This is a genomic window from Kribbella sp. NPDC006257, assembly GCF_040613535.1.
Classification (GTDB): domain Bacteria; phylum Actinomycetota; class Actinomycetes; order Propionibacteriales; family Kribbellaceae; genus Kribbella.
On record NZ_JBEXSJ010000012.1, the window covers coordinates 13,084 to 37,892 of the forward strand.

The 24,809-nt window shown below is 67.5% G+C and carries 24 protein-coding genes and 1 riboswitch; of the genes, 12 read left to right on the forward strand and 12 right to left on the reverse strand.

All coding sequences use genetic code 11. From position 1 onward, the window contains the following. Positions 1-4: 4 nt before the first annotated feature. Positions 5-1,642, reverse strand: a complete 1,638-nt coding sequence (locus ABZ004_RS16580; protein ID WP_355680719.1) for a sugar ABC transporter substrate-binding protein — start codon at positions 1,640-1,642, stop codon at positions 5-7. Positions 1,643-1,825: 183 nt separating this feature from the next. Between ABZ004_RS16580 and ABZ004_RS16585 the strand changes: the two genes are divergently transcribed. The 8 genes from ABZ004_RS16585 (at position 1,826) to ABZ004_RS16620 (ending at position 12,494) form a co-directional block, all read left to right on the forward strand. Next, positions 1,826-4,495 carry a P-loop NTPase fold protein gene (locus ABZ004_RS16585; protein WP_355680720.1) on the forward strand — a complete coding sequence of 890 codons (2,670 nt, stop codon included), beginning with the start codon at positions 1,826-1,828 and terminating at the stop codon, positions 4,493-4,495. 119 nt (positions 4,496-4,614) lie between these two features. Next, a riboswitch (guanidine-I (ykkC/yxkD leader) is annotated at positions 4,615-4,718 on the forward strand. Between the two features lie 54 nt (positions 4,719-4,772). Beyond that, complete coding sequence (locus ABZ004_RS16590; RefSeq protein WP_355680721.1) at positions 4,773-6,311, forward strand: amino acid permease; 1,539 nt, start codon at positions 4,773-4,775, stop codon at positions 6,309-6,311. Next, complete coding sequence (locus ABZ004_RS16595) at positions 6,308-6,910, forward strand: DUF1989 domain-containing protein (protein WP_355680722.1); 603 nt, start codon at positions 6,308-6,310, stop codon at positions 6,908-6,910. The genes ABZ004_RS16590 and ABZ004_RS16595 overlap by 4 nt, the downstream gene beginning before the upstream one ends. Then, the gene (locus ABZ004_RS16600; RefSeq protein ID WP_355680723.1) at positions 6,907-7,506 is read left to right on the forward strand and encodes an urea amidolyase associated protein UAAP2; all 600 of its coding nucleotides are present in this window, start codon (positions 6,907-6,909) and stop codon (positions 7,504-7,506) included. The genes ABZ004_RS16595 and ABZ004_RS16600 overlap by 4 nt, the downstream gene beginning before the upstream one ends. After that, positions 7,506-9,503 carry a 5-oxoprolinase/urea amidolyase family protein gene (locus tag ABZ004_RS16605; protein ID WP_355680724.1) on the forward strand — a complete coding sequence of 666 codons (1,998 nt, stop codon included), beginning with the start codon at positions 7,506-7,508 and terminating at the stop codon, positions 9,501-9,503. The genes ABZ004_RS16600 and ABZ004_RS16605 overlap by 1 nt, the downstream gene beginning before the upstream one ends. Next, the gene (gene atzF, locus ABZ004_RS16610; RefSeq protein ID WP_355680725.1) at positions 9,500-11,149 is read left to right on the forward strand and encodes an allophanate hydrolase; all 1,650 of its coding nucleotides are present in this window, start codon (positions 9,500-9,502) and stop codon (positions 11,147-11,149) included. Before ABZ004_RS16605 ends, atzF begins: the two co-directional genes overlap by 4 nt. Before the next feature lie 11 nt (positions 11,150-11,160). Continuing rightward, positions 11,161-11,505, forward strand: a complete 345-nt coding sequence (locus ABZ004_RS16615) for a UBP-type zinc finger domain-containing protein (protein WP_355680726.1) — start codon at positions 11,161-11,163, stop codon at positions 11,503-11,505. Continuing rightward, positions 11,502-12,494: a sigma-70 family RNA polymerase sigma factor gene (locus tag ABZ004_RS16620; protein ID WP_355680727.1), complete on the forward strand. Its 993-nt coding sequence runs from the start codon at positions 11,502-11,504 to the stop codon at positions 12,492-12,494. Before ABZ004_RS16615 ends, ABZ004_RS16620 begins: the two co-directional genes overlap by 4 nt. Here the strand turns inward: ABZ004_RS16620 and ABZ004_RS16625 are convergent. Next, on the reverse strand, positions 12,479-13,300 hold the full coding sequence (locus ABZ004_RS16625; protein WP_355680728.1) for an ABC transporter permease: 822 nt from the start codon (positions 13,298-13,300) through the stop codon (positions 12,479-12,481). The genes ABZ004_RS16620 and ABZ004_RS16625 overlap by 16 nt on opposite strands. Continuing rightward, positions 13,300-14,058 carry an ABC transporter ATP-binding protein gene (locus ABZ004_RS16630; protein WP_355680729.1) on the reverse strand — a complete coding sequence of 253 codons (759 nt, stop codon included), beginning with the start codon at positions 14,056-14,058 and terminating at the stop codon, positions 13,300-13,302. The genes ABZ004_RS16625 and ABZ004_RS16630 overlap by 1 nt, the downstream gene beginning before the upstream one ends. A 157-nt stretch (positions 14,059-14,215) precedes the next feature. Here ABZ004_RS16630 and ABZ004_RS16635 point away from each other — a divergent pair, with 157 nt between their 5' ends. Next, entirely contained in the window at positions 14,216-15,169 is a 954-nt protein-coding gene (locus tag ABZ004_RS16635; RefSeq protein ID WP_355680730.1) for a MarR family transcriptional regulator, read from the forward strand. Here ABZ004_RS16635 and ABZ004_RS16640 read toward each other — a convergent pair. From ABZ004_RS16640 to ABZ004_RS16650, 3 genes are all read right to left on the reverse strand, one after another. Continuing rightward, on the reverse strand, positions 15,111-16,238 hold the full coding sequence (locus ABZ004_RS16640) for a geranylgeranyl reductase family protein (RefSeq protein ID WP_355680731.1): 1,128 nt from the start codon (positions 16,236-16,238) through the stop codon (positions 15,111-15,113). The genes ABZ004_RS16635 and ABZ004_RS16640 overlap by 59 nt on opposite strands. 18 nt (positions 16,239-16,256) lie before the next feature. Continuing rightward, a complete protein-coding gene (locus tag ABZ004_RS16645; RefSeq protein ID WP_355680732.1) occupies positions 16,257-17,021 on the reverse strand; it encodes a hypothetical protein in 765 nt (254 codons plus the stop codon). A 169-nt stretch (positions 17,022-17,190) separates the two neighbouring features. Beyond that, complete coding sequence (locus ABZ004_RS16650; RefSeq protein ID WP_355680733.1) at positions 17,191-18,018, reverse strand: SAM-dependent methyltransferase; 828 nt, start codon at positions 18,016-18,018, stop codon at positions 17,191-17,193. Between the two features lie 485 nt (positions 18,019-18,503). On the opposite strand from ABZ004_RS16650, the gene ABZ004_RS16655 reads away from it, so the two are divergent. Next, on the forward strand, positions 18,504-18,737 hold the full coding sequence (locus tag ABZ004_RS16655) for a DUF397 domain-containing protein (protein ID WP_355680734.1): 234 nt from the start codon (positions 18,504-18,506) through the stop codon (positions 18,735-18,737). A gap of 175 nt (positions 18,738-18,912) precedes the next feature. Here the strand turns inward: ABZ004_RS16655 and ABZ004_RS16660 are convergent, their stop codons facing one another. Together ABZ004_RS16660 and ABZ004_RS16665 are read right to left on the reverse strand one after the other, a co-directional pair. Then, positions 18,913-19,104 (reverse strand): hypothetical protein, encoded by a 192-nt coding sequence (locus tag ABZ004_RS16660; RefSeq protein WP_355680735.1) that lies wholly within the window; start codon positions 19,102-19,104, stop codon positions 18,913-18,915. A 26-nt stretch (positions 19,105-19,130) separates the two neighbouring features. Continuing rightward, positions 19,131-19,313, reverse strand: a complete 183-nt coding sequence (locus tag ABZ004_RS16665; protein WP_355680736.1) for a hypothetical protein — start codon at positions 19,311-19,313, stop codon at positions 19,131-19,133. Between the two features lie 466 nt (positions 19,314-19,779). Here ABZ004_RS16665 and ABZ004_RS16670 point away from each other — a divergent pair, with 466 nt between their 5' ends. Beyond that, a complete protein-coding gene (locus ABZ004_RS16670) occupies positions 19,780-20,655 on the forward strand; it encodes a helix-turn-helix transcriptional regulator (protein ID WP_355680737.1) in 876 nt (291 codons plus the stop codon). 3 nt (positions 20,656-20,658) lie between these two features. Here the strand turns inward: ABZ004_RS16670 and ABZ004_RS16675 are convergent, their stop codons facing one another. Together ABZ004_RS16675 and ABZ004_RS16680 are read right to left on the reverse strand one after the other, a co-directional pair. Further along, a complete protein-coding gene (locus tag ABZ004_RS16675) occupies positions 20,659-21,285 on the reverse strand; it encodes a DUF2461 domain-containing protein (RefSeq protein WP_355680738.1) in 627 nt (208 codons plus the stop codon). A gap of 5 nt (positions 21,286-21,290) precedes the next feature. Next, positions 21,291-22,157, reverse strand: coding sequence for a LysR family transcriptional regulator (locus ABZ004_RS16680; RefSeq protein ID WP_355680739.1), 867 nt, complete (start codon positions 22,155-22,157; stop codon positions 21,291-21,293). A gap of 130 nt (positions 22,158-22,287) precedes the next feature. On the opposite strand from ABZ004_RS16680, the gene ABZ004_RS16685 reads away from it, so the two are divergent. Then, complete coding sequence (locus ABZ004_RS16685; protein ID WP_355680740.1) at positions 22,288-23,244, forward strand: zinc-binding dehydrogenase; 957 nt, start codon at positions 22,288-22,290, stop codon at positions 23,242-23,244. On the opposite strand, the gene ABZ004_RS16690 is transcribed toward ABZ004_RS16685, so the two are convergent. Together ABZ004_RS16690 and ABZ004_RS16695 are read right to left on the reverse strand one after the other, a co-directional pair. Then, positions 23,225-24,355 carry an epoxide hydrolase family protein gene (locus ABZ004_RS16690; RefSeq protein ID WP_355680741.1) on the reverse strand — a complete coding sequence of 377 codons (1,131 nt, stop codon included), beginning with the start codon at positions 24,353-24,355 and terminating at the stop codon, positions 23,225-23,227. The genes ABZ004_RS16685 and ABZ004_RS16690 overlap by 20 nt on opposite strands. Before the next feature lie 10 nt (positions 24,356-24,365). Continuing rightward, the gene (locus tag ABZ004_RS16695; protein ID WP_355680742.1) at positions 24,366-24,659 is read right to left on the reverse strand and encodes a hypothetical protein; all 294 of its coding nucleotides are present in this window, start codon (positions 24,657-24,659) and stop codon (positions 24,366-24,368) included. Positions 24,660-24,809 lie beyond the last annotated feature (150 nt).

Consider the following 24,809-nt stretch of genomic DNA (forward strand, 5'->3'; position numbering starts at 1 on the left):
GCACTCAAGAGACCGGGACGCTCGCCGGCAGCACGGCCTCGAACTCGCCGCGCATCTTGTCACCGCCGCCGCTCTTCCAGCGCTTGAGCGCCTCGTCGTACGCGCCGATCTTCTGCCGTCCGGTGACGATGTCGACGATCGTGTCGCGGAACGCCGCGGTCAGCTTGGGGCCGACCTTGCTGCTGGTGTCGGAGTAGGTGCCGGCGGTCGGGTTGCGCATCGCGTACTTGAGCAGCTCCTGCTCGGTCGCGTGGATCTTCTTGGTGTCCTCGGGGAAGGCCGGGTTGAAGATCACGCTCTCCGGCGATGTCATGATCTGCAGCGCGCTGACGAGGCCCGGAGCCTGCTGGTTGCCGGCCTGGGTGAGCACCGGGTTCTTCTTGGCGTCCAGGGTGTACTGCTGCCCCGCAGTACCGAAGTTCTTCTGCAGGTATTCCTTGGTGCCGAAGGGTGCGGAGAGATAGTTGATCAAGGCAAGGAGTTCGCGGATGCGGCCCTCGTCGGTCTTCTTGAACGGGGTGAAGCCGACGGTTCCGTAGCCCATGTCGTAGACCGGCTTGGCCTTGCCGTCATGGCCGAACGGGATCATCGTCTCGACGAACAGGGTCGGGTCGAGGACCCGGAAGTCGGCGGTCGCCCGCGGACCGACGGTGACCTGGGCGGCGATCTGGCCGTTCACCGTCTTCGGGGTCGCGTCGGCCAGGTTGAGGTCGGGGTAGAAGACCTTGGCGGCCCAGAGCTTGGCGGCGTACTCGACGGCCGCCTTGTAGTTCTCGGTCTCGTAGAGGTGGGTCAGCGAGCGGTCCTGGTTGACCTTCCAGGTGGTCGGGGCGCCGAACCACTCGCCGAACATGTGCAGCATGTTGATGATCGCCGGCTCGAGCGCGTAGTTCGTCCCGTGCGTGAGTTCCTTGCACTTGGCGAAGAACTCGTCGGCCGTCCTGCACTGCAGGCCGCCGACCTTGGCCCAGGTCTTCGGGTTGCCCATCATCACCTGGCCGAACGGCGTGGATGGGATCGGAGCGCCCCAGATCTTGCCGTTCACCACCGCGGTCCGCCAGGAGGCGGGCTTGAGCGCCGCAAGGTTCGGGTACTCCAGCACCGCGTCGCCGGAGAGGTACTTGGTGAGGTCCTGGAACTTGGCTTCGAGCATCGGGCCGATGTTCGGGATGCCCTGGTTCGGCGGCAGCCACATCAGGTCGGGGAGCGAGTCGCTGGCCAGCAGCGTCGCGAACTTCTCCGGGTAGCCCGGGTCGGTGCCGATGGTCAGCTTCAACTCACCACCGAGCGCCTGGTTGAGCGCCTGCCACATCTGGTTGCTGCCCATCGGCGGCGGCGGGGTCGCGAACGTCTCGGTGAGCGCGGTCACCGAGCTCTTCAGCGGCGGCGCCTTCACGCTGGCGATCGCATTCTCAGGGAACTGCAGGAACCCCGGCTCGAGACCGGTCTCGGCCCCCGGCAGATCCGGCGTGAGCCCTTCGAACGCCTTGTACGTCGGAAGCTTGAGATCCCCCGATGCCTTGGCACCACCATCGGCCGCGCCGCCGTCGCCACAGGCGGCCAGGGTCGCGACCGCCCCCGCCGCGACACTCAACTGCAGGAACCGCCGCCGGCTGACCTGACTCTCCGAAGACCGAAACATCGCTGACCTCACCTCGATCGCTGACCGTTACTGATCTAATTCTGTTCGAACCGCTCATGAACGCGCATTTAAACGTTAACCGGGACCGTAAACCCGACACCACCTCCCGCGCAACCCATCACGCCGCTTCCTCTGCTCCCAGCACCGACGGAGCCGTATCCTCCTGCGCAGGGGGTGGAGGAAATGTCACAAGCACCGAGCTCGCCCACGGCTGGGCCGTCGCCGTCGTTCTTCGAGGCCTTGCAATGGGCGGAGGCCTCCGCAGCGCTCCGCGGCTCCGGACCCGTCACCGAGCCCGATCTCTTCTTGGGCGCCCTGCTGGCTCATCCGGACCCGGACGGCGAGATGTACCGGCTGATCTCCCACTTCGGCCTGAAGGCGCGCGATGTCCTCCCCGACAACTTTCCGCAGATCACGGCGGAGAGCCTGCGCCGTGCCGCGGCCACGGTCGGTACGACGGTCCTGTCCCGCGGCTCAGACGCCGACGTCGACGTCATCATCTCGGCGGCGCAGCAGCGCATCACCACCCTCGGTCCCCGACCCAACCTCGCTCACCTCGTCGGCGCTCTGCTGACTGAGTCGCCGAACTTCCAGGCGGCATTGCGACCTGCCCTCGATCGATCGGGAGTCTCGCTGAACGCCCTGATCGCCGACTACGACGCCTTTCTGCGGAACCTGCGTCCGGATCAGGAGGTGGCGGGCCGTGAGTTGGGCGAGCGGCTCGCGCGTCGCTTCCCCCGGCGGCCGGCCAGTCTGGCGGGATTCAGCAGCGATGTGGTCGACCCGAGCGCGGACTTCGTCGACATCAGCAACGAAGCCGATGCCTTCGCCTACCTGATCTCGTCCCGTGGTCTGGTGCCCCCGCTGGCGGTCGGCCTGTTCGGCGAATGGGGCAGCGGTAAGAGCTTCCTGATGGCCAAGATCCGGCACCGGATCGAGCAACTCGGCGTACTGGCCGGTTCGACCGCCGATGCCGACCTGACCATCTGGCCCACCATCGCGCACATCCAGTTCAACGCCTGGGAGTACGTCGAGACCAACCTGTGGGCATCCCTGCTGGACAAGATCTTCGACGAGCTGAGCCCCGCCGCGCGACAGAAACTGTCCGACCGGCGGCGCGCCGACACCTTGGCGAAGCTCGACGCCAAGGAGAAGGACGTCGCCGAGGCCGAGCACCAGGTAGAGGCGTTGCGAGCCGCTGAGACCTCGGCGGCAGCTACCGTCCGCACGGAGGAGAAACAGGTCGACGAGGTCGTGCGGACCACCGCCCGACTGAGAGACAGTCTGATCGCAGGCGAGCTCGAAGCCAGTGCCGGTGCGGCCCTGGTCCAGACAGTGGTTGCTGTAGGCAAGGAGAAGCTGGGCGCCGAGGTGACCGACGCGGTCGCCGACGTACGGCGGGCCGCGGTGGCGACCCGGACGAGTCCTTGGCTGCACCAGAGGTTCTGGACCGGCAAACGAGTCGCCGCTGTGCTGCTGGCAGCAGCCGTCGTACCGGTCGTCGCCTTCGTGATGGACTGGCTTTCGGCTCCCCCGCTCGCCGGCTTGCTGACAAGCCTGGCCCCGCTGATCCCGTTGGCAGCCCTGGCGGCCAAGGCTGCAGCGACCTTCGCCACCGGCCAGCAAGAAGCGCTCGCACAAGCCGAGCGCAAGGTCGACGAGCAACTCGCAAAGGTTGTCGACACAGTCAAGGAGAGCCTGACCGCTGCCGGCGCCCAGCTCGACAAAACGCGGGAGGATCTGGCCGCGAAGGTCCAGGAGGTCAATGAAGCGCGGGAACAGCAGGCTGAGCTCGAGCGGGAGCGAGAGCGGCTCACGGTCGGCAACATCCTCGTGGAGTTCCTGGAAGAACGCGAAGCCAGCGACGACTATCGCAGCCACCTGAGCCTGGTCAGCAAGGTGCACCAGGACCTGCAGGATCTGGCCGACCTGACCGCCGAGTTCAATGCCGAAAATCCGAGAGGTGCGGGCGGCCCGCCGAACCGGATCGTGTTGTACATCGACGACCTGGACCGCTGCCCGCCGGCGAAGGTGGTCGAGGTCCTCGAGGCAGTGCACCTGCTGCTCTCGTTCCCGCTCTTCGTCGTGGTCGTCGCGGTCGATACGAGGTGGCTCACATCCGCTCTCCGCGCAGCACTGCCGGCCTTCCAGGTCGTCCAGGACGCCTCCGGTTCGCTGCCCGATGCGATGGACTACGTGGAGAAGATCTTCCAGATCCCGTTCTGGGTAGAGCCGCTCGACGACGATGCCCGCCGGCGGCTCCTGCGAGGCCTGCTGTTGCCGTCGGTAGCGGCGGAGACAACCGGAGACGGCGGCGCAGAGGGCGGGACCCTGTCGGTCGGCAAGCGCGAGGAAGAACTCGTCAAGACGATGCTGACCGGCTACGGCGCCGGGCTGGACCTCGATGCCCGGCAACTACTGCTCACCGCAGACGAGCTCGCCTTCATCGAGTCACTCGCACCCTTGATCGGTGGCACTCCACGCCAGGTCAAACGCTTCGTCAACATCTGCCAATTGCTCCTCGCGATGGCGCCGCCGCTCTCCGCGGACGTCGACGATCCGACGGAACGGGACCGCCCCTCGGAACGCATGGCCACCTGCTTCATGGCCGCCCTCCACGAGGGCCTCCCCGCTCTGGCCAAACGCCTCGCCCTCTCCGAAGCCCTCACCCTCCGAGAGGCCATCACGGGCCTCGACCCGGACATTCCCAAGGGAAGCCTCGAGTCCTGGCTGATCACCCGCCGCCAATCCGCACACCCCGGCGCGGCCACCTTCGACGGCACTCCCTTGAGCATGTTCAGCGCCCGCTTCGACCTGATCCGGCGGCTGACCTTCAAGGTCGGCATCAGCTGACATCACACCTTCCCACTCACTAAGGCCAGACCTGTGAGGTTGTGTTCATCGGGGTGTTACAGGACGAGCCGCGGGGGGAAACACCGAGCAGTTGGACTAATGGGGACCCGCCGACGACGGTGGGGCGCCCCTAGGGTTCCGCTTCCGGTGACGGGAGGGCTGGTCCGAGAGGGGAGACGGAACCGGTGGTTCCGTTCCACGGCGGGACAAAAGCCCGGGAGGCCTTGATGGCCCGGGTTGCCGTGTGCGTTCCGGGCCGACGAGCGGGAGGCCCGACATGTCAGCAACCCTCGATCCGATCACCGTCACCACACCGGACAATGTCAGCGCGGCCGAACTCGGTGGATTCGGCTACGAGCAGCAGTTGCATCGGCGGGTCGGGCGGTACGCCTCGTTCGCGGCGGGGTTCTCCTTCGTCTCGATCCTGACCACAGTGTTCCAGCTCTTCGGGCTGGGCTTCGGGTTCGGCGGTACGGCGTTCTTCTGGACCTGGCCCGCCGTCCTCGCCGGCCAATTGACCGTCGCCCTGTGCTTCGCCGAACTCTCCGCGCGCTACCCGTTGTCGGGCGCCATCTACCAATGGTCGCGGCGACTCGGCGGCGCGGTCGTCGGCTGGTTCGCGGGCTGGACGATGGTGATCGCGCAGATCATCACCGTCGCCGCGGCCGCAATCGCCTTGCAGGTGGTCCTTCCGGCCGTCTGGACCGGCTTCCAGCTCATCGGCACCGACCCGTCACTCGCCTCCCGCGACGGCGCGGCCAACGCAGTACTGCTCGGTTGTCTCCTGCTCGTCGTCACCACCACTCTCAACGCGGTGAGCGTCCGCGTCACCGCGATCGTCAACTCGGTCGGCGTCACCTGCGAGCTCATCGGCATCGTCCTGCTCGTCATCCTCCTCTTCAGCCACGCCAACCGCGGCCCGTCCGTCGTCCTGCACACCACGAACCTCGATCACACGACCGGGTACGTCGTACCGCTGCTGATCTCCGCCTTGATGGCCGCCTACGTCCTCGTCGGTTTCGACAGTGCCGGCGAACTCTCCGAGGAGACGCACAAGCCGCGCGCCACCACGCCGCGCACGATCATCCGCGCGGTCGTTGCCTCCGGCATCGGTGGCGCCTTCCTCATCGTCGCCGCCCTGATGGCCGCACCATCGGTCACCGACGGCGAACTCGCCCTCGGCGGGCTGCCCTACGTCCTCACCAGCAGCCTGGGCACGACGACCGGCAAACTACTCTTGCTGGACGTCGCCTTCGCCGTCTGCGTCTGCACCCTGGCGATCCAAACCGCCGCGGCCCGGATGATCTTCTCGATGGCCCGCGACAACGTCCTGCCGTTCTCCGGCCAACTCCGTCGCGTCTCAGCACGAACCGGTACGCCGGTACTCGCGACCGTCGTACCCGGCGTCGGTGCCGCCATCTGCCTGGTGGTCAACGTCGGCAACGCCGGCCTCTTCCTCGGTCTCGCAAGCGTCTGCATCACGCTGCTCTACATCGCCTACCTGCTGGTCACCGTGCCGCTCTTCCTCCAGCGCCTCAAGAAGAACTCGGTGCCCGACGGTGTCGACGAGAACGGCCAGAAACTCTTCTCCCTGGGCCGATTCGGCCTGCTGATCAACGGCATCGCGGTCGTCTACGGCCTCGCGATGGCGATCAACCTCGGCTGGCCGCGGGCGGAGGTGTACGACCCGGCCGGCGATGGCTGGTACCTGCACTACCTCCCGCTCATCACGTTGGCGATCACCGCGATCGGCGGCGTACTGGCCTTCCGCTACCAGCGCACGCGGTACTACGAATCCATCGGCGCGAACGCATGAGCTACCAGCACGAGATCCCTGGTGGCGGATTCTGGTCCTTCCCCGTCCGCACGGACCGCATGATCAAGCTGACGGCGCTGGGCCCGGACGCGAACGCGACCATGCTCCTCTTCGGCCCCGACCGGCTGGACCGGCTCAACATTCCCGACACGATGAAGGCGCAAATGTCGGCCCGCATCTGCCCTCCGATGGTGCTGATGTCGGACCGCGGCCTCGCCCTCGCCTCGGTCGTCGCATCGACCAGCGACTGGCACGACTGCCTCAACGGCTTCAGCGCAACAGCACGGACAGGTCTGCTGATCGAGCTCGCCAAACACGGCCTCACCGAAGACGACCTGCACGGCAGTATCAACTTCTTCACCAAAGTCGCCCTGGACGACGACACCAAGATGACGCATGTCCAAAGCGCGCCGGGCGGGACGGTCGAACTCCGCACCGAGCAGGACGTCCTCGTCGTCCTCTCCACTGTTCAGCACCCGCTGTCCCAGCAAGACCCAGCAGGCATCCGCATCGAAGTATTGCCGGCCACAGAACAGCACCAACCACAACGCGACGAAGCCGCCCGAGCGCTCGAGATGTCGAGGAGGACCCTCGCATGACCTACGACACCACCATCGAGGCAGGCGACGGCGCGCTAGTCGAGGTCCCAGCAGGCGGCCGGCTCCGCATCGTCGACCTGTACGGCAACCAGGCCGTCGACACCCTCCTCTACGACGCCCACGACATCGCCAACCGGTACTCCGCCTTCGACACCATCCGCGACCAGCAAGCCGTCTTCCTCACCACCGGCTCCAGACTGCTCTCCACCCGCCTCGACGAACTAGCGGTCATCTCCGACGACACCTGCGGCCGGCACGACACCATCGGCGGCGCCTGTTCGCAGGAGAGCAACGTCATCCGGTACGGCGAAGCGACGCGCCACCAACACGCCTGTCGCCAGACCTTCCTTCGGTACGGCGCACAAGCCGGGATCGGCCAACGCCAACTCGGCCACAACCTCAACTTCTTCATGAACGTCCCGGTCGACCCGGACGGCAACCTGAAGTTCGACGACGGCCTGTCCGCCCCCGGCAAGTACGTCGAACTCACCGCGTCCCGCGACCTGCTCGTCCTGATCAGCAACTGCCCCCAGCTCAACAACCCCTGCAACGGCTGGAACCCGACACCCGTCCAGCTCCTCGGCTGGTGGGGCTGATGGCACAACTCACCATCATCCAGCCAGGAATGCAGACCACGATCCAGGACCTCGCCGGCCGCCAAGGCCTCTGGGACGTCGGCGTACCCCCCTCAGGTGCCGTCGACGAACTCACCTTCGCCCTCCTCAACGCGGCCGTCGGCAACCCTGAAGCCGTAGCCGGCCTCGAATGCGTCGTCACCGGGCCGACCATCACCTCGGACGAGGATCGACTCGTCTGTGTCGGCGGCGCGGCAACCCAAGCAACCATCGACGGCCGACGCCTGCGACCGGGCAGCGTCGCGATGCTCACCAAGGGCGCAATCCTCGACGTCGGCCCGCTCGACGGTCCAGGCATGCGTGGGTACGTCGCGATCGAAGGCGGTCTGGACGTTCCGAGAGTCCTCGGCAGCCGGTCCACCTTCACCCTCGGCGGATTCGGCGGTCTCGAAGGCCGAGCCCTCAAGCCCAGAGACACGATTCCCCTTGCCAGGAAGGAGAATCTCGTTACTCCAGCACCGATCACTCTCCCCCAGCTCACCAACGATTGGACATTGCGCGTCATCCCCGGCCCGCACGGCGCGCCCGATCACCTCACCGACGAAGGCGTCGAGGAGTTCTTCCGGACAACGTGGCTGGTCGACCATCGCTCCGATCGCACCGGCGTCCGCCTCGTCGGCCCCACCCCCGGCTGGGCGAGGGAGGATGGCGGCGAGGCCGGCCTGCATCCCTCCAACCTGCACGACTCCGCCTATCCGGTCGGCGGCATCATGCTCTCCGGCGACACCCCGGTCATCGTCGGCAAGGACGGCCCGTCCCTCGGCGGCTTCGTCGTACCGGCTGTAGTGATCGAGGCCGACCGGTGGATGCTCGGCCAGCTCCGGCCAGGTGATGCCGTCAATCTCCAGCCGGTGTCCCCCGACGAAGCTGCAGAAGCCATCCGCGTACGCCGTACGTGGCTCGCCGATCTTCGCCAGGAATCCCCCGCGCCCCAAGCCACTGCGGCCGGCCCCGAACGCCCAGCGGTTCTCCACCAAGCTGCGGGGTCGCGAAACGCACCGGCGTACACGATCAGGCGATCCGGCGACCGGCACCTGCTGGTCGAGGCAGGGCCGACCGAACTCGACCTCACCGTCCGCGTCTGGATCCACCTTCTAGCCGAGGCGCTACGCGGCGACCGACCCGACGGCGTCGTCGAGATCGTCGAAGGAGTCCGGTCGGTGCTGGTGTCGATCGATTCGGCCCGGCTCGGTCTTGACGAGCTGGCCAAGCACCTCGTCACCTTGGCGGCCGATCTCGCCGATCCGGCCGCGGTGATCCTGCCGGCGCGCGAGGTGATCCTGCCGATCGCGTTCGACCATCCGCTGGCCCACGAGGCGATGCGGCGGTACCAGACCTCGGTCCGGGCGGACGCGCCCTGGTGCCCGGACAACGTCGAGTTCATCCGCCGGGTCAACGATCTGGACGACCGGGCCGAGGTGTTCGACATCGTTGCCGCGGCCACCTATCTCGTGGTCGGCCTGGGCGACGTCTATCTAGGCGCACCGGTCGCCGTCCCGCTCGATCCACGGCACCGGCTCGTCACCACGAAGTACAACCCGGCCCGGACCTGGACCCCGCAGAACGCCGTCGGCATCGGCGGGATCTACCTCTGCGTGTATGGCATGGAAGGACCCGGCGGCTATCAGCTCGTCGGGCGCACCGTGCCGGTCTGGCGGCTGCCGGTTCGTGAACGAGGGACCGATGATCGCGGACACGCCGGGGATCAAGGGACCGATGAACGGCCTTGGTTGCTCCGGCAATTTGACCGGATTCGGTTCAGGGCGGTCAGTGCGGAAGAGCTGGCGCGGGAGCGGGGCGAGATCAAGGCGGGGCGCGCGGACCTGGAGACCAGGCCGGCGACGTTCTCGATCGCCGACGTGCGGCGGATCGAACAGGAGGCACCGATGGACATCATCTCGTTGCGGGCGAAGCGGCGCGCCGCGTTCGACGCCGAGCGGGCGAGGTGGGGCGCATGACGGTCTGGATCACGCGCGTCCCGCCGACCGAGGCGCGCCCCGGCCCGCTGCATGGGTTGACGATGGCGATCAAGGACAACATCGACCTGGCCGGCGTACCGACCACGGCCGGCGATCCTCGGAGTACGACGCCTGCGGCGGAGAGCGCGTTCGTGGTGGAGCGGCTGGTCGAGGCCGGTGCGGTGCCGGTGGGCAAGACGAACCTGGATCAGTACGCGACCGGGCTGGTCGGCACACGTTCGCCGTACGGGGCCTGTCATTCGGTCTTTTCCGCGGAGCACATCTCCGGTGGTTCGAGTGCGGGCAGTGCTGTCGCGGTGGCGTCGGGAGAGGTCGACTTCGCGCTGGGGACGGACACCGCAGGCAGTGGGCGGGTCCCGGCGGCGTTCAACGGCATCGTCGGGATCAAGCCGAGCAAGGGGCTCGTGTCGACGTCGGGGGTGATCCCGGCCTGCCGGTCGCTCGACTGCGTGACGGTCTTCGCGCGCGACGTCGCGACAGCTCGGCGGGCGTTCGAGGTGATGGCGGTCTACGACCCGGCCGATCCTTACGCGCGGGAGTTGCCCCGGGTCGCAGCGAAGGGCGCGCCGCTGATCGGCGTACCGGATCGGCCGTTGGGGCTGGACCCGTTGCACGAGCGTGCCTGGCTGGAGGCATTGGATCGCGCGGCCGAGGTCGGCGTCGTCGTACCGGTCGACATCGGCGTGCTGCTCGAGACAGCCGACCTGCTGTACTCCGGGCCGTGGCTGGCCGAGCGATGGCTCGCGTTCGGCGACAAGCTCGACGACGACCCGGCGGTGGATCCGACCGTGCGGTCGATCGTACGGCGAGGTGCCGGGCTGACCGCGTCGGAGACCTTCGCCGGGTTCGACCGGCTGGCGGCGCTGACCCGGCAGGCTCAGCCGCTGTGGACCCGGATCGATGCGTTGCTGCTGCCGGTGACCGAGTCGCATCCGACGCTGGCCGAGGTGGCCGCCGATCCGGTCGGCGTGAACAACCGGATGGGCCGGTTCACGAACATGGTGAACCTGCTCGATCTCTGCGCGATCGCGTTCCCGGGTCCTGCGCGCGAGGACGGCCTGCCGTTCGGCGTACAGCTGCTGGCGCCCGCCGGGCACGACGACCTCGTCATCGACCTCGCGGCGACCTGGCTCGGTGAGGCTGTCGAGGAGCGGACGCCCGACGGGATCCTCCTCGCCGTCGCCGGTGCCCACTTGTCCGGCGAGCCCCTCAACCACGAGCTCGTACGCCGTGGTGCCAGGTTGGCGTTCACTAGCCGCACGGCTCGCGACTATCGGATGTTCGTGGTGGAAGGCCCGCGTCCTGGAGTGACGCGCACGCTTGAACCGACCGACGGTCCGGGAGTCGAGGTGGAGGTCTGGCGGCTACCTCCCGCGGCGCTCGCGGACTTCCTCACCACCGTCACGCCGCCGCTCGCCATCGGTCCGCTAGACCTTGCCGACGGCCGACAAGTCCTCGGATTCCTCTGCACGGCCGACGCCGCCGATCCCTCGCGGGAGATCACCGCGGCCGGGAGCTGGCGCAACCACCTCGCACCAACCCGTGCTGCTGCGGGGACCGGAGTTGTGCCAGGGTGGTGGAATGCAGGGGAGTCCGCGGTTTCGCGGGCCACAGGGTGTGGGTGAGAGGAGTGTGGATGTCCGACATCGCCGGGATCCGGCCGGAGGTCACGCCGTCTGGGGATGGATGTGTCGAGTGCTTGGACGGTGGCGGGTGGTGGTTCCACCTGCGGCGCTGTGCCGAGTGCGGGCACATCGGCTGCTGTGACAGTTCGCCCGCTCAGCACGCGAGCAAGCACGCCGCGCGTGCCGGACACCCGATCATTCGCTCGTACGAGCCGGGTGAGGACTGGTTCTGGAACTACGTGACCGAGGAGTACGTCGACGGTCCCGACCTCGCCCATCCAGACAGCCACCCGGTCACCCAGCCCGTCCCAGGCGGCACCGTTCCCCCCGACTGGGTAGACCACGTCCGACAGTGAATGACCTGGAGGCTGCTCGGGATGGGGAGGATGGGGCGTTCGAGCGGTTGGTGGGGCCGTTGCGGCGGGAGCTGCATGCGCACTGCTACCGGATGCTCGGGTCGTCGCATGACGCCGACGACGCCCTCCAGGACGCGTTGCTCCGGGCCTGGAAGGGGCTGGCCCGGTTCGAGGGCCGGAGCTCGGTCCGGTCGTGGCTCTACACGGTCGCGACCCGGACCTGCCTCGACCTCGTCGAGCAACGCGGCCGGCGCGCGCTCCCGATGGATCTCGGCCCGTCCAGCAACCGCGTCGTACTGGACAACCCACCGCTGACCGAGATCGCCTGGCTCGGCCCGTACGCCGACCAGCCGGGCGATTCGTACGAGCAACGCGAGTCGGTCCAGCTCGCCTTCGTCGCCGCCCTGCAGCATCTCCCGGGGAACCAGCGGGCGGCGCTGCTGCTGTTCGAAGTACTGGATTTCAGCGCCGCCGAGATCGCCGAGATGATGGCCACCTCGACCGCCTCGGTGAACAGCGCCCTGCAACGCGCCCGCCGGGTCATCAACGAGAAGTTGCCGGGCGTCAGCCAGCAGAGCATCCAGCGGGAACTCGGTGACGCGCGGGTCCGCGACATCGTCACGCAGTACTCGAGGGCGCTCGAACAAGGCGACTCCGAGTCGTTCATCGCGCTGCTGACCAAGGACGTCACCTGGTCGATGCCGCCGCTGGGTCACTGGTACGCCGGCATCGAGGCCGCCGCCTCCTTCTCCGTGGTCCCGCTGACGATGTGCCCGAGCTGGCAACACCGCACGGTCACGATGAACGGCCAGCCCGCTGTTGCCGGCTACCTCGGGGTGAGTGCCGACAGCGATCACTTCCCGTGGTCCGTCGACGTTCTCACGCTGGACGGCGACAAGATCGCGGGCATCACCTCGTTCATCGACCCGACCCTGTTCGCTCTGCTCGACCTGCCGCTGCTGCTGGGGCCGATTCAGCGGATCCGCTGAAGGGCCCGTTCGCGACGACTCGCCACCGCCGAGCCGGATTCGCGCCGAGCCATCCGGCGCAGTACGACGGGCGCGACGAGCAACCCGGCAACCGCCCAGGCTCCGAGGACGCCAATGGTCTCGAGGTGTCGCCAGGAGTCGCCGATCTCCACGCCCACAAAGGAATCCGGCAGGAACGCGGACCGCATGCCCAGGCCGAGCCAGTAGATCGGGAACACCTGCCCGAGCCCCTGCACCCAATCGGGCAGTGCGGTGATCGGGTAGAAGATCCCGGAGATCGCGATCAGCCCGAGCACCGGCAGCTGGATCAGCCCTTGCGCGCGAGCGGTCGGGAACACCGAACCGAGCACCGCGCCGAGCGGCAGCGTCGCGATCAGGCCCAGCAGCAGCAAGGGGATCCAGGAGGCATCGACCGACAAGCCATGGACCAGCAGCAGCCCCGGAACGAGCAGGATCAACAGGTCCACCAGCAATCCGCCGGCTACCGAGATGACCTTGCCGACGAGGTAGCCGAGCATCCCGTTCGGCGTGGCCTTTGCCCTGAGCAACGTTCCGTCCTCGCGATCCGCGGTGAGCAGCTGACTCATGCTGACCATGCCCATCGCCGTGTTCATCCCGACCATGCTCGGCAGCACGATCGCACCGAGCTGGAACCCGCCGAAACTCCTGTCCCGCAAGAAGAACAGCGCGATCAGCAGCAACACCGGCCAGAGGAAATGACTGACCAGCTCCGCCGGATTCGTGAACGACTGCCGCAACTCGATCCGCCCCTGCGCGATCCCGCTCCGCACCGCCTGGGCCTTCATCACGCCACCTCCTGTCCGCGGATGAGCTGGAGATAGGCGTCCTCGAGCGACGCCCGCCGGTCCCCGGCGATCTGCTCGGTCAACTCGGCCGGGGTTCCGTTGGCGATGATCCGGCCGCCGGAGAGGATGAGAATGCGATCCGCCAACTTGCCTGCCTCATCCAGGTCGTGCGTGGTGAGCAGCACGGTCGTCTGCCCGCGAAGGCTTCGCACCAGTTCGTGGAACTCGTACCGCGCGACCGGATCGAATCCGACCGTCGGCTCGTCGAGGAACAGCACCTCGGGCCGCCCGACGATCCCGATCGCCACATCGAGCCGGCGCCGCTGCCCACCCGACAACGTCTTGATCTTCTGCCGAGCCTGCCCGGTCAACCCGACCGCGTCGATCAACTCGGCCGCATCCCAGGGTCGCGCTACCGCGGCGGTCGCGTACGGCGCGTAGTACGAGCCCAAGTGCGCAAGGAGTTCCTGCACTCGCCAGTTGCCGTGGTCACGCCACGACTGCAGTACGACGCCCAGCCGTGAACGCCAGCGCTCGTCCCCTGTCGCCGGGTCGGTCCCGAGTACGGAGACCTCCCCCGCCGAGCGTCGGCGGAATCCTTCCAGGATCTCGATCGTCGTGGTCTTCCCGGCACCGTTCGGTCCGAGCAGGACCAGCACCTCGCCCAGCCTCGCCTCGAACGAGACATCCCGCAGTACATCGGTCGCGCCGTACCGCATTCGCAGCCCGTCGACCTTGAGCACAACTTCACCAGTCATGCGTCGGAAACTACGTTGCGTTTCATTGCCCGGCAACAAACTTCTCAGTCTTGAGGGGATCTTTCTGGGCCTTGTAAGGCTATTGTTGCAACAGAAATGACGGTGAACGCAAAGGCTCGTTGCAATGAGCTGTTGATGAAAGCAACCGGGAGGACCGATGCCAGGAGGCAGGCTCCGGCGCGAGGACCGGCACGCCATCGCTGCCGGGCTGGCCGACGGTCTCGGGTACGCCGAGATCGCCCGGCAGCTCGATCGGCCGACCTCCACGATCAGCCGCGAGGTAGCACGCAACGGCGGCCCTGGTGGCTACCGCGCGGATCACGCGCACTATGCGACCGAGAGCCGCGCTCGCCGGAGCAGGCCCGCGCCGGTCGCTGTTCCAGTCGAGCCCGACCAGTACGGCCGTGATCCCCAGCTGGTTCGCGAGTACGCCGAGCAATTCGCGTTGCTGATGGTCGAAGCCGGTCTCCCCCGGATGGTCTCGCGCGTCCTCGCTCACCTCTACACCACGGATTCACGCAGCCTGACTGCTGCCGAACTGGTCCAACAGTTGCGCGTCAGCCCCGCCTCGATCTCCAAGGCAATCGCCTACCTCGAACAGGTCGAGATGGTCGAGCGCCGACGCGATTCCGGCGAACGGCACCAGTACTACGTGATCGAGGACGACGTCTGGCTTCGGGCGTGGACGACGAGTGCCCGCAAGAACGCGAACTGGGCCGAAGCCGCGCAGTACGGAGCCAAGCTCTTCGGTCTCGACACCCCGGCAGGTGAACGGCTGGACAAGATGGGCACGTTCTTCGCCCAGCTCAGCGACGACATGAGCGGCGGCCCCACCGCCCTCGCCGCCGACGACGCCCTCACCCTCTTGGCCGCTCTCCTCCACGCCGGCACGCCACTCACCGCCGCCCAACTCAGCAGCGCTCTGGCTTGGCCGCGCACCCGCGTAGACGACGCCCTCACTGCGGCCGAAACCTACGCCTTCTTCACCGACCCGGTAGTCATCGCCCGGCGCCCCAACAACACCTACACAGCCACCGCCAAACCCCTCCGCCTCACAACCTCCCAGCGAACCGCCCTGACCAAAGCAGCCCACGCACCACCCGCGGGCTGATCCGCCCATTCGCCAACCCAATCTCCACCAAGTCGTCAAACACCCCCTGCTCCCTGGCCGCCGCCCGAATCCCCCGATCCAGCACCACCCCAGACCGACAGAGCACCGCGGTAAGCGCGGTATGCCGCAGATGAGCCCCGAGCAGCTTTCCCGCCGAACGCCGGTACGCCGCACCAGCATCACCGGATCTGATCGCTTGGGCAGCAGATTGGCCGGCTAGGAGGCCGCTGGCTATTGCGTAGTAGATGCCTTCGCCGGTCATCGGGTTGACGAGGCCGGCCGCGTCGCCTGCGAGGAGAACCCTGCCGTTGCGTGGGCGCCAGGACCAGGAGGACAGCGGCAGGTGATGTCCTCGCCAGTCTGTTCCGCCAGCGCTTGCTCCTGGTAGTAATTTCTCCAGGCGCTCGAGTATTTCAGCTCGTGTCGGGTGTGCGCGGCTCGGCAATAGTTGTTCGCCGTAGCCGACGTTCGAGAGTCCGTCGCCGCGGTCGAAGGACCACGCATACGACGGCTGCCGACCAAGCCCGAACACGATCTCCTGCGACCCAGCCCGCTCCACCGGAGTAGGCGCATATCCCCGAATCGCCAACGCCACCGGCCCAACCCGACCACGGCGTACGACGGAGTTGGCGCCGTCCGCGCCGACCACGATTGCGCCGGTGAGGTCGTCCACCTGCACGCAGTCTGCGTGTACCTCGACTGTCTTGACCCGGTGCCGGACGAGATGGGCGCCGGCTGATTGCGCGGCTTCTACCAAGCGGTGGTCGAAGATCTTTCGGGGGACGACCCATGCTGGGCGCGCCATGTCACGGGCGACGGCGAGCTCACCGCGGCGGAGGGCGAGGCGGCGTACCGGCGTACGGTCGTCGAGTAGTCCGCTGACGCCGACGGATTCGAGCAGGTCGAGCACCTGCGGGGCGATCCCATCGCCGCACGCCTTGTCGCGCGGGAAGTCGGCCCGGTCGACCAGCAGTACCGAGAGCGACGGATCCACCGCGAGCGCCCCGAGCGCAGTCGCCGTACCGGCCGGTCCCGCACCCACCACGACCAGGTCCCAGACGAGCTTCACACCAACCAGTCTGCCTGGTTAGCGGTCGCGGCGGCCTGGGCGGTGGGGGCGGCGGGATGGGGGGACGGAGGGGGCGCGGCGGGGGCGGGGTACGAGGCGGTCGGCGTGGGGGGTGCTTTCCGAGCGGAGGACTACCTCGCGGGGTTCGTCCAGGTCGACGATCTTCGGTGGGGGTGGGACGAAGGCCGGTTCGGCGTACGGTTCCTCGAGGAACAGGGTGTCTTCTGGCTCGGGTGCGGGCGGCGCCGGTTTGGCTCGGGCGGCGGCTTCCTTGCTGACTGGCGGCTTCGGTGCGGCCAGCGCCGGCGGCGGGACGTAGACCTTCTTTTTCTTCTGCGGCAGCTTGGTGCGGAGGTCGATGCCGAGCCGCGGGATCAGGTTGCCGATGACAACGATGGTGATCGCGACCGCGAGCACGCTGCACCCCGCCAGCAGGATCGAGCGGAAACCGGCGGCCCAGTCCGACGGCCCGGTCCGCCGCATCGCCGCGATCATCGCGACCACCACTGCATTGGTGATACCGACCGCGATCGTTGCCGCGACCGTCCAGCCGAGCACCTTGCGTTCGAGACCGACGTCGTCCGACGCGGCGACCAGCCCCGCGATCAGACCGGCGAGCACAGGAACGGTGTAGACCAGGGCAAGAGCAAGGCCCGGGCTGGCGACGAGATAGAAGACGTCGAAGACCAGCGCGGTACCGGCGAGAGCCGCGGCGAAGCAGATCACGATCGGCGGGTACGCCCGCACGATCGCGACCGCGTCGGCGGGCACCGTCCTGATCATCCGGAAGTGCACTGGGTCCCTATCCGTAGAAGCTGTCAGCCTCATTGTGCCGGTACCCGGTACGCAGCGTCACAATCGGCACACCACTTTGCTTGCCGTCGACCACCAAACACGCGTAAGGCGCGCGACCACCGTGGTCGCGCGCCTTACGGAGTACGGAAAAGAAGGGTCAGGGCTTCTTGGCGATGCCTGCCATCAGGATGCGCTGGTACGGCTGGAGGTCCTCGGCGGCGGGGATGTCACCGTCGGGGTCCGCCGGGTTCCAGCGGGCCAGGAAGTCGATGCCCGGCGGGACCAACGGCATCCCGAGGAAGTGCTGCTCGATCCGCTCGGGCGTCCGGATCCAGCCGTTGCCCAGGCTCTCCAGGCCGGCCTGCTCCATCGCCTTCTGCAGCGGTTCGCCGGTGTCGACGAAGTCGCTGATGAACAGGTAGCTCCCGGACGGCAGCGCGTTCATCAACGTGCGGACCCACTCGTCCGGCTTCTCGTCGTCGTGGAAGTGCATGTGGATGCCGTAGACCATCAGCACGATCGGACGGGTGAAGTCCAGGTGCGCCTTGATCTCCTCGTTGTCGAGGATGCTCTGCGGCTCCCGCAGGTCCGCGGTGACGACGATCGTGCTGTCGTCGGTGGCGAGCAGGGCGCGGCCGTGCGCGAGCACGATCGGGTCGATGTCGACGTAGACCACCTTCGCCCTGGGGTTCACCTCCTGCGCCGCCTGGTGGGTGTTCTTCTGGGTCGGCAGGCCGCTGCCGATGTCGAGGAACTGGTCGACGCCCGCCTGGCCGGCGAGGTACTGCACGCCACGCACCAGGGCGGCCCGGTTGTCGATCGCACAACGACCGGCGTCCGGGACGTACTTCAGGTAGGTCGCCGCGCCCTCGCGGTCGGCGGCGAAGTTGTCCTTGCCACCGAGCAATGCGTCATAGACGCGCGCGATGGTCGGCTGGGAGGTGTCGAAGCCAGGAGTCGCATCCGGGCCGTCGGGAGTCGCCATCGGCGGAGCCTTCGTGTCGGGGGGATTCGTTCTGGTCAGCCTAGTGCATTTCCATACCAGTGGAAGCCTGGACCACCCTCCCCGGGAGTGTTTCTGGCAAGGATTCCAGGTTCCCTCGTGATTTACCTGATCCCTCAACCACACAAGCCCTTCCGTACGCCGATCGCCCGCGCCCCCGCACTCCATTCCCCTGCCTTTGTGCTCCGGAGGGATGAACAAATCCCGAGGCGCAGTTTGCTCATCCCAAGCACAAGGTCGCACGAAGCCGCGCTACGCAACGCGGGGGGGGTCGCGAGGGCGGAGGGCGCGTTTTCGCGCGGAGTACCGGGGTTTTTCTTCACCGTCAGCGACCGGCGCGCCGGGGGTGGGCGGGACGAGAGGGCACGCAGCGTAATGGACCGGACACGGGACCCTCTAACGTGTACGATGCAAATGCAAGCCCAAATGCACGTGCATATGCCAAAGACGTACGGAAGGTGCAGCTGATGACTGCTATCTACAACGGCATGCCCGGGGACGCGATGAGCGAGCTGATCTGGCGGAAGAGTCAGCGGAGTGGCCCCAACGGCAACTGCGTAGAGGTGGCGAAGCTGGCGGACGGCGGTGTCGCAATGCGGAACTCGCGTTTCACGGCCGGTCCGGCACTGGTGTTCACCAAAGCGGAGATCGAGGCTTTTCTCGGCGGAGTCCACGACGGGGAGTTCGACGATCTCGTCTGACCAACAAACCCCAAGACAAGAGGCCCCTTCACCAGGCGAGTGGTGAAGGGGCCTCTGACGTTCCGAGCCGGCGCGCCCTCAAAGAAGCCGGGCGCCCCCAAAAGAAGAGGACCAAGCAAAAGGCCGGCCTTCAGCAGAAGGCCGACCTTACGTAGTACTGGAAGAGTAGTAAGAGCTACTGCACCGTGAGCCGCCAGAGCTGCTCGGAGCTCGGGAGCTCTGAGACCGCGCCTGCCGTGGCTGCGTTGTCCACAGTGATCCGCAGCCCGGTGAACTTGGGCGTCATGATCCGCTGGTACCGCGACGCCCGGTCGGGCTCCGCGACGTACTCGGCGATCAGATGGTCGCCCAACCAGATCCGCACCATCTTCCGGCCTCCTGTTCGGTCGCTGCTCATCCCAGGCTCACAATCGGATCCCCGTCGAGTTGACGGACGCCGCGGAGCCAGCCTTCGAAGGCCCAGCGCTGCTGCTCGGGGCAGCGGGCGACCAGTTCCTGGATCTCCCGCTCGGTCAGCTCGTCGGGCGCCCGGTCATCGCGTGCGCCGGAAACGGCTTCGATGTCGTGGTTGCTCATCGACTCGGGATCCCCAACCAGTCGGGTCGGCGTCTCCGCCGACGATCTATGGGACCGGCCTGCCGGCTCACGCGATGTCACTGATCGCGAGTTCCAGCTCACCTTCTGTGCATGAAGTAATGATGGCGGTCGCACAGTACGAATGCAAGCGCCCGATGCACGTGCATCCGCACGTTTTCGAGTTGTGACCCTTTTGAGCCCTCTCACACGCTCAAAACAGCCCCCGCGGCCGTTTCAAACACCCGAAACCGGGACAAAACCGACCCAACTTTGTCAGGACATGTAGACAGACTGGCATCGATGCCGGAATTCGCTATGCTGACGCTCAGTGACGACGACGGCGACCACGACCACTCGAGGCCACTCTTGTGTAAGAACTTCGACAGTTCGGTGCGAGGACGTGCGATGATTTGGTCGGGGTGGGCAGACCGTCCGCTACGGGTGAGCTGGGGCGTCGGAGGTGGGCGTGACTGAGTCGGGCGCGCAGAGCGGACCGACAGCGCTGCGGATCATCCTCGGAGGGCATCTGCGGCGGATGCGGGAGGCCGCGCAGATATCCCGGTCGGATGCCGGCTGGGAGATCCGCTCCTCGGAGTCGAAGGTCAGCCGGATGGAGCTGGGCCGGGTCGGCTTCAAGGAACGCGATGTCGAGGACCTGCTCACGCTCTACGGCCTGGAGGACGGCGAGGAGCGCGAGCGGCTGATGGCGCTCGCCCGGGACGCGAACAACCCGGGCTGGTGGCACCGCTTCGGTGACGTGCTGCCGAGCTGGTTCCACTCCTATCTCGGCCTCGAAGCAGCCGCGCAACTGATCCGTACCTACGAGCTGCAGTTCGTCCCCGGCCTGCTGCAGACCGCCGAGTACGTTCGCGCCGTCGTCCAGCTCGGTCGCGGCCTGATCCCGGCCGAGGAGGTCGAGCGCCGGGTCGCACTGCGCGTCTCCCGGCAGGACGTCCTGCATCGTGCGCAGGGCCCGGTCCGGCTCTGGGCCGTCGTCGACGAGGCTGCCCTGCGCCGCCCGATCGGCGGCGTGAAGGCGATGCGGATCCAGCTCGAGGCGCTGCTCGAAGCCACCGACATGCCGAACGTGACGCTCCAGGTGATGCCGTTCGCGTCCGGCGGGCACGCGGCCACCGGTGGTGCGTTCAGCATTCTCCGTTTCCCCGAGCAGGACCTGCCGGACATCGTCTACATCGAGCACCTCACCAGCGCGCTCTACCTGGACAAGCTCGAGGACCTCGACCAGTACACGGCCACCATGGAAGCGCTCTGCATCGCCGCTCCCCCACCAGCCAAGACCCGCGACCACATCTCGCGGATCCTGAAAGAGTTCGACGAGTAAGAGTCAGGCGTTGTCGCTGATCCAGTCGAGGAACGGGCGGGTGGCGCGCCAGTCCTTGCGGATCTGGGCGACCAGGTCGGGGCTGTGGATGATCGGCTCGAAGCCGTAGGACTTGCCGAGCGTCATCGACTTGTGCCGGAGCAGCTCGATCCGCGGGTGGTCGGCGTCGTACCCGCGCGGGCTCGTCTTCAGTTTGTCGCCGCCCAGCGTCCAGCCGGCCTTCTGCAGTTTCGCGAGCAGCTTCTGCAACCCGGTCCCGCGCCGCTCGTCGTCGATCGCGGCCCGGAACCGCGCCAGCCGTTCCGCCGACGCCTCGTAGAACCCGGCCCCGACCCGTACGCCGGGCGCGGACACCTGCACGTACCAGCCGGTCGACGGCCCCAGATCGATGAACGCGCCCTGATGTGTCTTGTACGGCGTCTTGTCCTTCGCGAACCGGACGTCGCGATACGGCCGGAACAACTTCGCCGTCCCGAACTCCGCCTCCAGCTCGGCCAGCAGCGCGGTCATCGGCGCCTTCACCGACTCCTCGTACACCTGCTTGTGCTCGTTCCAGAACGTCTTGGTGTTGTCCATCTCCAGGTCGTCGTAGAAGTCGAGCGCGGCGGCGGGGAACCCGGTGAAACTCATACCGCTCACGATAGTGACCGCAGTTCGCGCACCAACGCGCGGACCGCGGTACTGCGAGCAAGCTCCGGCGCCGCCACATACCCGACCGTACGCCGCGGCGCGCCGGCTCCGAGATCCTCCCGTACGACGTCCGCGCGATCCGCCGCGGTCGAGCGCGGCACCACGGCCATCCCCAGACCGTGCGCCACCATCGACAGCAACACGGTGTCGTCGGCAACATTGATCGTGGCCGAAGGCAACCAGTCCTGCGCCGCGAACCACTCCTTCGTCGACGCCGAACAGTTCTCGGTCCAGTCGATCACCGGCAACGACCGCGGATCCGGATGCCCCGGCGGATGGATCAGCACATACGGCTCCTCGAGCAACGTCCCGCCGACCAGCCCGGTCGAGGCGGGCAATCGATGCGGCAGGTTCACGATCGCGATATCGGCCCGCCCGGCAACAACCTCCTGCGCGGTCCCGCCACCCACGTCGCGCACGATCGACACATCGACAGCGAGCTGCGGGTAGCGGGCCCGCAACCGGGTCAGCGCCGGAGGCAACAATTGCGCGGCGGCGCTCCGGAACGCCGCGATCCGGAGCCGGGCCGCCAACTCAGCACCGGATGCCGCGCGCGTGTCCTCTTGGAGCACCGCCATCAGCCGCAGTACTCCGCGCCCGTGCTTGATCGCGCGCTCGCCGGCCGCCGTCGGCCGGGCGCCCTGCCTGCCACGCTCGAACAGGACCGCGCCGACCTTCCGCTCGGTCCCGCGCACCGAGTGCGAGACGGCGGACTGGGTCAGCCCCAGCTTGGCCGCGGCGGCCGAGAAACTGCCCTCGGAATCGATGGTGGCCAGGATGCGCAACTCCGCGGCGGTGAGATCGTCCAGCACGAATTCAGGCTAGCCGAGACCATGAGCGGCTCTCATGGATCATCGAATTCCATCGACTTTTGTCTCTACCCGGCCCGATCGCCCCCTCCGTACGTTTGCATGGCCACGACGTCGACGAACGGAACCAGCCATGCGCGCCATCCAGGTCAGCCGGTACGGCGGACCCGAGGTCCTCGCCCCCACCGAGCTGCCGACTCCGGTCGCCGGTCCGGGTCAGCTCCTGGTCGAGACCAGTGCGGCCGGCGTCAACTACGCCGACACCCACCGCACCGAGGGCTCGTACCGCGGCGGCTCCCCGCTGCCGTTCGTCCCCGGTGTCGAGGTGATCGGCCGGACCGCGGACGGGCGCCGGCTGCTCGCACCGATCTTCGAGGGCGGCGGGTACGCCGAAGCGGCGGTGATCCCCGAATCGCGGGCGATCGACGTACCGGATGACGTCAGCGACGGCCAGGCGCTCGCGCTCCTCATCCAGGGACTGACCGCCTGGCATGTGCTCCGGAGCTCGGCCCGCCTGGCACCCGGCGAGACCGTCGTGGTGAACGCGGCAGCCGGCGGCGTCGGAACCCTGGCGATCCAGCTGGCGAAGTTCTTCGGCGCCGGCCGGGTGATCGCCGTCGCCTCGACCCCGGTGAAACGCGAACTCGCCATCACGCTCGGCGCCGACGCCGCCGTGCACAGCTCCCTCGACACGTACGCCGAGCAGGTGCTCGCCGCCAACGACGGACGGCCGGTCGACGTGATCCTGGATTCCACCGGCGGCAAGACCCTGCTCGCCGGACTGGAGGTACTCGGCGGATTCGGCCGGCTGGTGTCGTACGGCAACGCGGGCCGCGAGGGCCGCCCGCTGATCGACGCCGGTGCACTTGCCGAAGGCAACCAGTCGGTGGCCGGCTTCTGGCTGAAACCGGCGATGAACTACCCCGGCGGCTACCGAGAACCGCTCACCGAACTCTTACAGCTCACCGCGAACGGCACGATCAGCCCGATCGTCGGCGGCGAGTACGCCCTCGACCAAACCCGGCACGCCCACGAGGACCTCCTCGCCCGCCGCACCACCGGCAAACTCATCATCCGCCCGCGCCGCTGACCGAGGCGAAGAAGGCCGTGATGTCACCCGCCAGCAACTCCGGTTGTTCCATCGCGGGGAAATGGCCGCCGCGGTCGAAGGTGGTCCACCGGACGATGTTGGTGGCTGGTTCTGCCAGGTGCCGCAACGGGATGAAGTTGTCTCGCGGGAAATCCGCCATCGCCGTCGGTACCGGCGACGGTTCGTCCGGTTGACCCCAGTACGGCGCGTGCGCACGTTCGTAGTAGATCCGCGAGGACGACCCCGCCGTACCGGTCAGCCAGTAGAGCATCACGTTGGTCAGCAGGAGATCCCGCTCGATCCCGCCGTCGCTCCACTCCTCGAATTTCTCCGCGATCCAGGCGAGCTGGCCGACCGGCGAATCGGTCAGCGCGTAGGAGAGCGTCTGCGGCCTGGTCGACTGCACATCGGCGTACCCCTGCTTGTCCTTCGCCCAGCCCTGGAACCGCTGCCACGAGGCGATCGTCCGCTCGCGCTCGGCGAGATCCAGCGGAGCCAGTTCGTCCTCGGTCGGCTCGTGGGTAGCACCGGCACCAGGGATGAGATTCAGGTGCACGCCGATCACCCGGTCCGGATGGATCCGCCCGACCTCGCGCACGATCGCGGCACCCCAGTCGCCGCCCTGCACGCCGTACCGTGAATATCCGAGTTCTTCCATCAGTACGCCGTACGCGGCCGCCACCCGTTTGTGCTCCCAGCCGGTCTCGCGGGTCGGCCCGGAGAGTCCGAATCCCGGGATGCTCGGGATCACCAGGTGGAAGGAGGTCAGCAACCCGGCGAGCTCGGTGAACTCGGCGATCGATCCCGGCCAGCCGTGCGAGATGAGCAGCGGGATCGCGTCCGGCTCCGCCGATCGTAGATGCGCGAAATGAATCCGGGCGCCGTCGATCGTGGTGACGAACTGCGGCCACTCGTTGAGCTTCGCCTCGGCCGCACGCCAGTTGTAGGAGTGCCGCCAGTAGTGCACCAACTCCTGGAGATACCCGAGCGGTACGCCGTACGACCAGCCCACGCCCGGGAGTTCGTCGGGCCAGCGCACCCGGTCCAGCCGGTCGTGCAGATCGTCCAGCGCCGGCTGGGGAAACTCGATCCGGAACGCCTCGATGCTCATGCCGGCCTGCTCAGACTGCATCCACCCGGTCGCGGACGACCTTCAAGGTGATGGCGCCGGCCACGGCCAGACCGCCGATGACCATCAGTACGGTGACCAGGGTGGCGGAGTTGTTCAGCCGGTTGTCGCAGGCCATCGGGGTGATGCCGCGGGCCGGCTGGAAGACCGAGCCGCAGCTCGTCGCGTCCGCCGAGACCGACCGGAAGCCGAGCGCCAGACCACCGAGCAGCAGGATCACTCCGCCGATCGCGAGGATCTTGTTCAGCGTCGTCATGACGGTGCCGACGCCGGTTCCCGCAGGCATGCCGACGGCACGACCTGACTGCCCCGTTGCACTTCGCTCACTCCTGACTTCGACTGACACCTCTCCGAACTTACGGCCGCTCAGCCGAGGATCCACAGCGGCAGAGCCGTCAGCAGCCAATCTTCACTAAGTCCTTACTCAGGACATGAG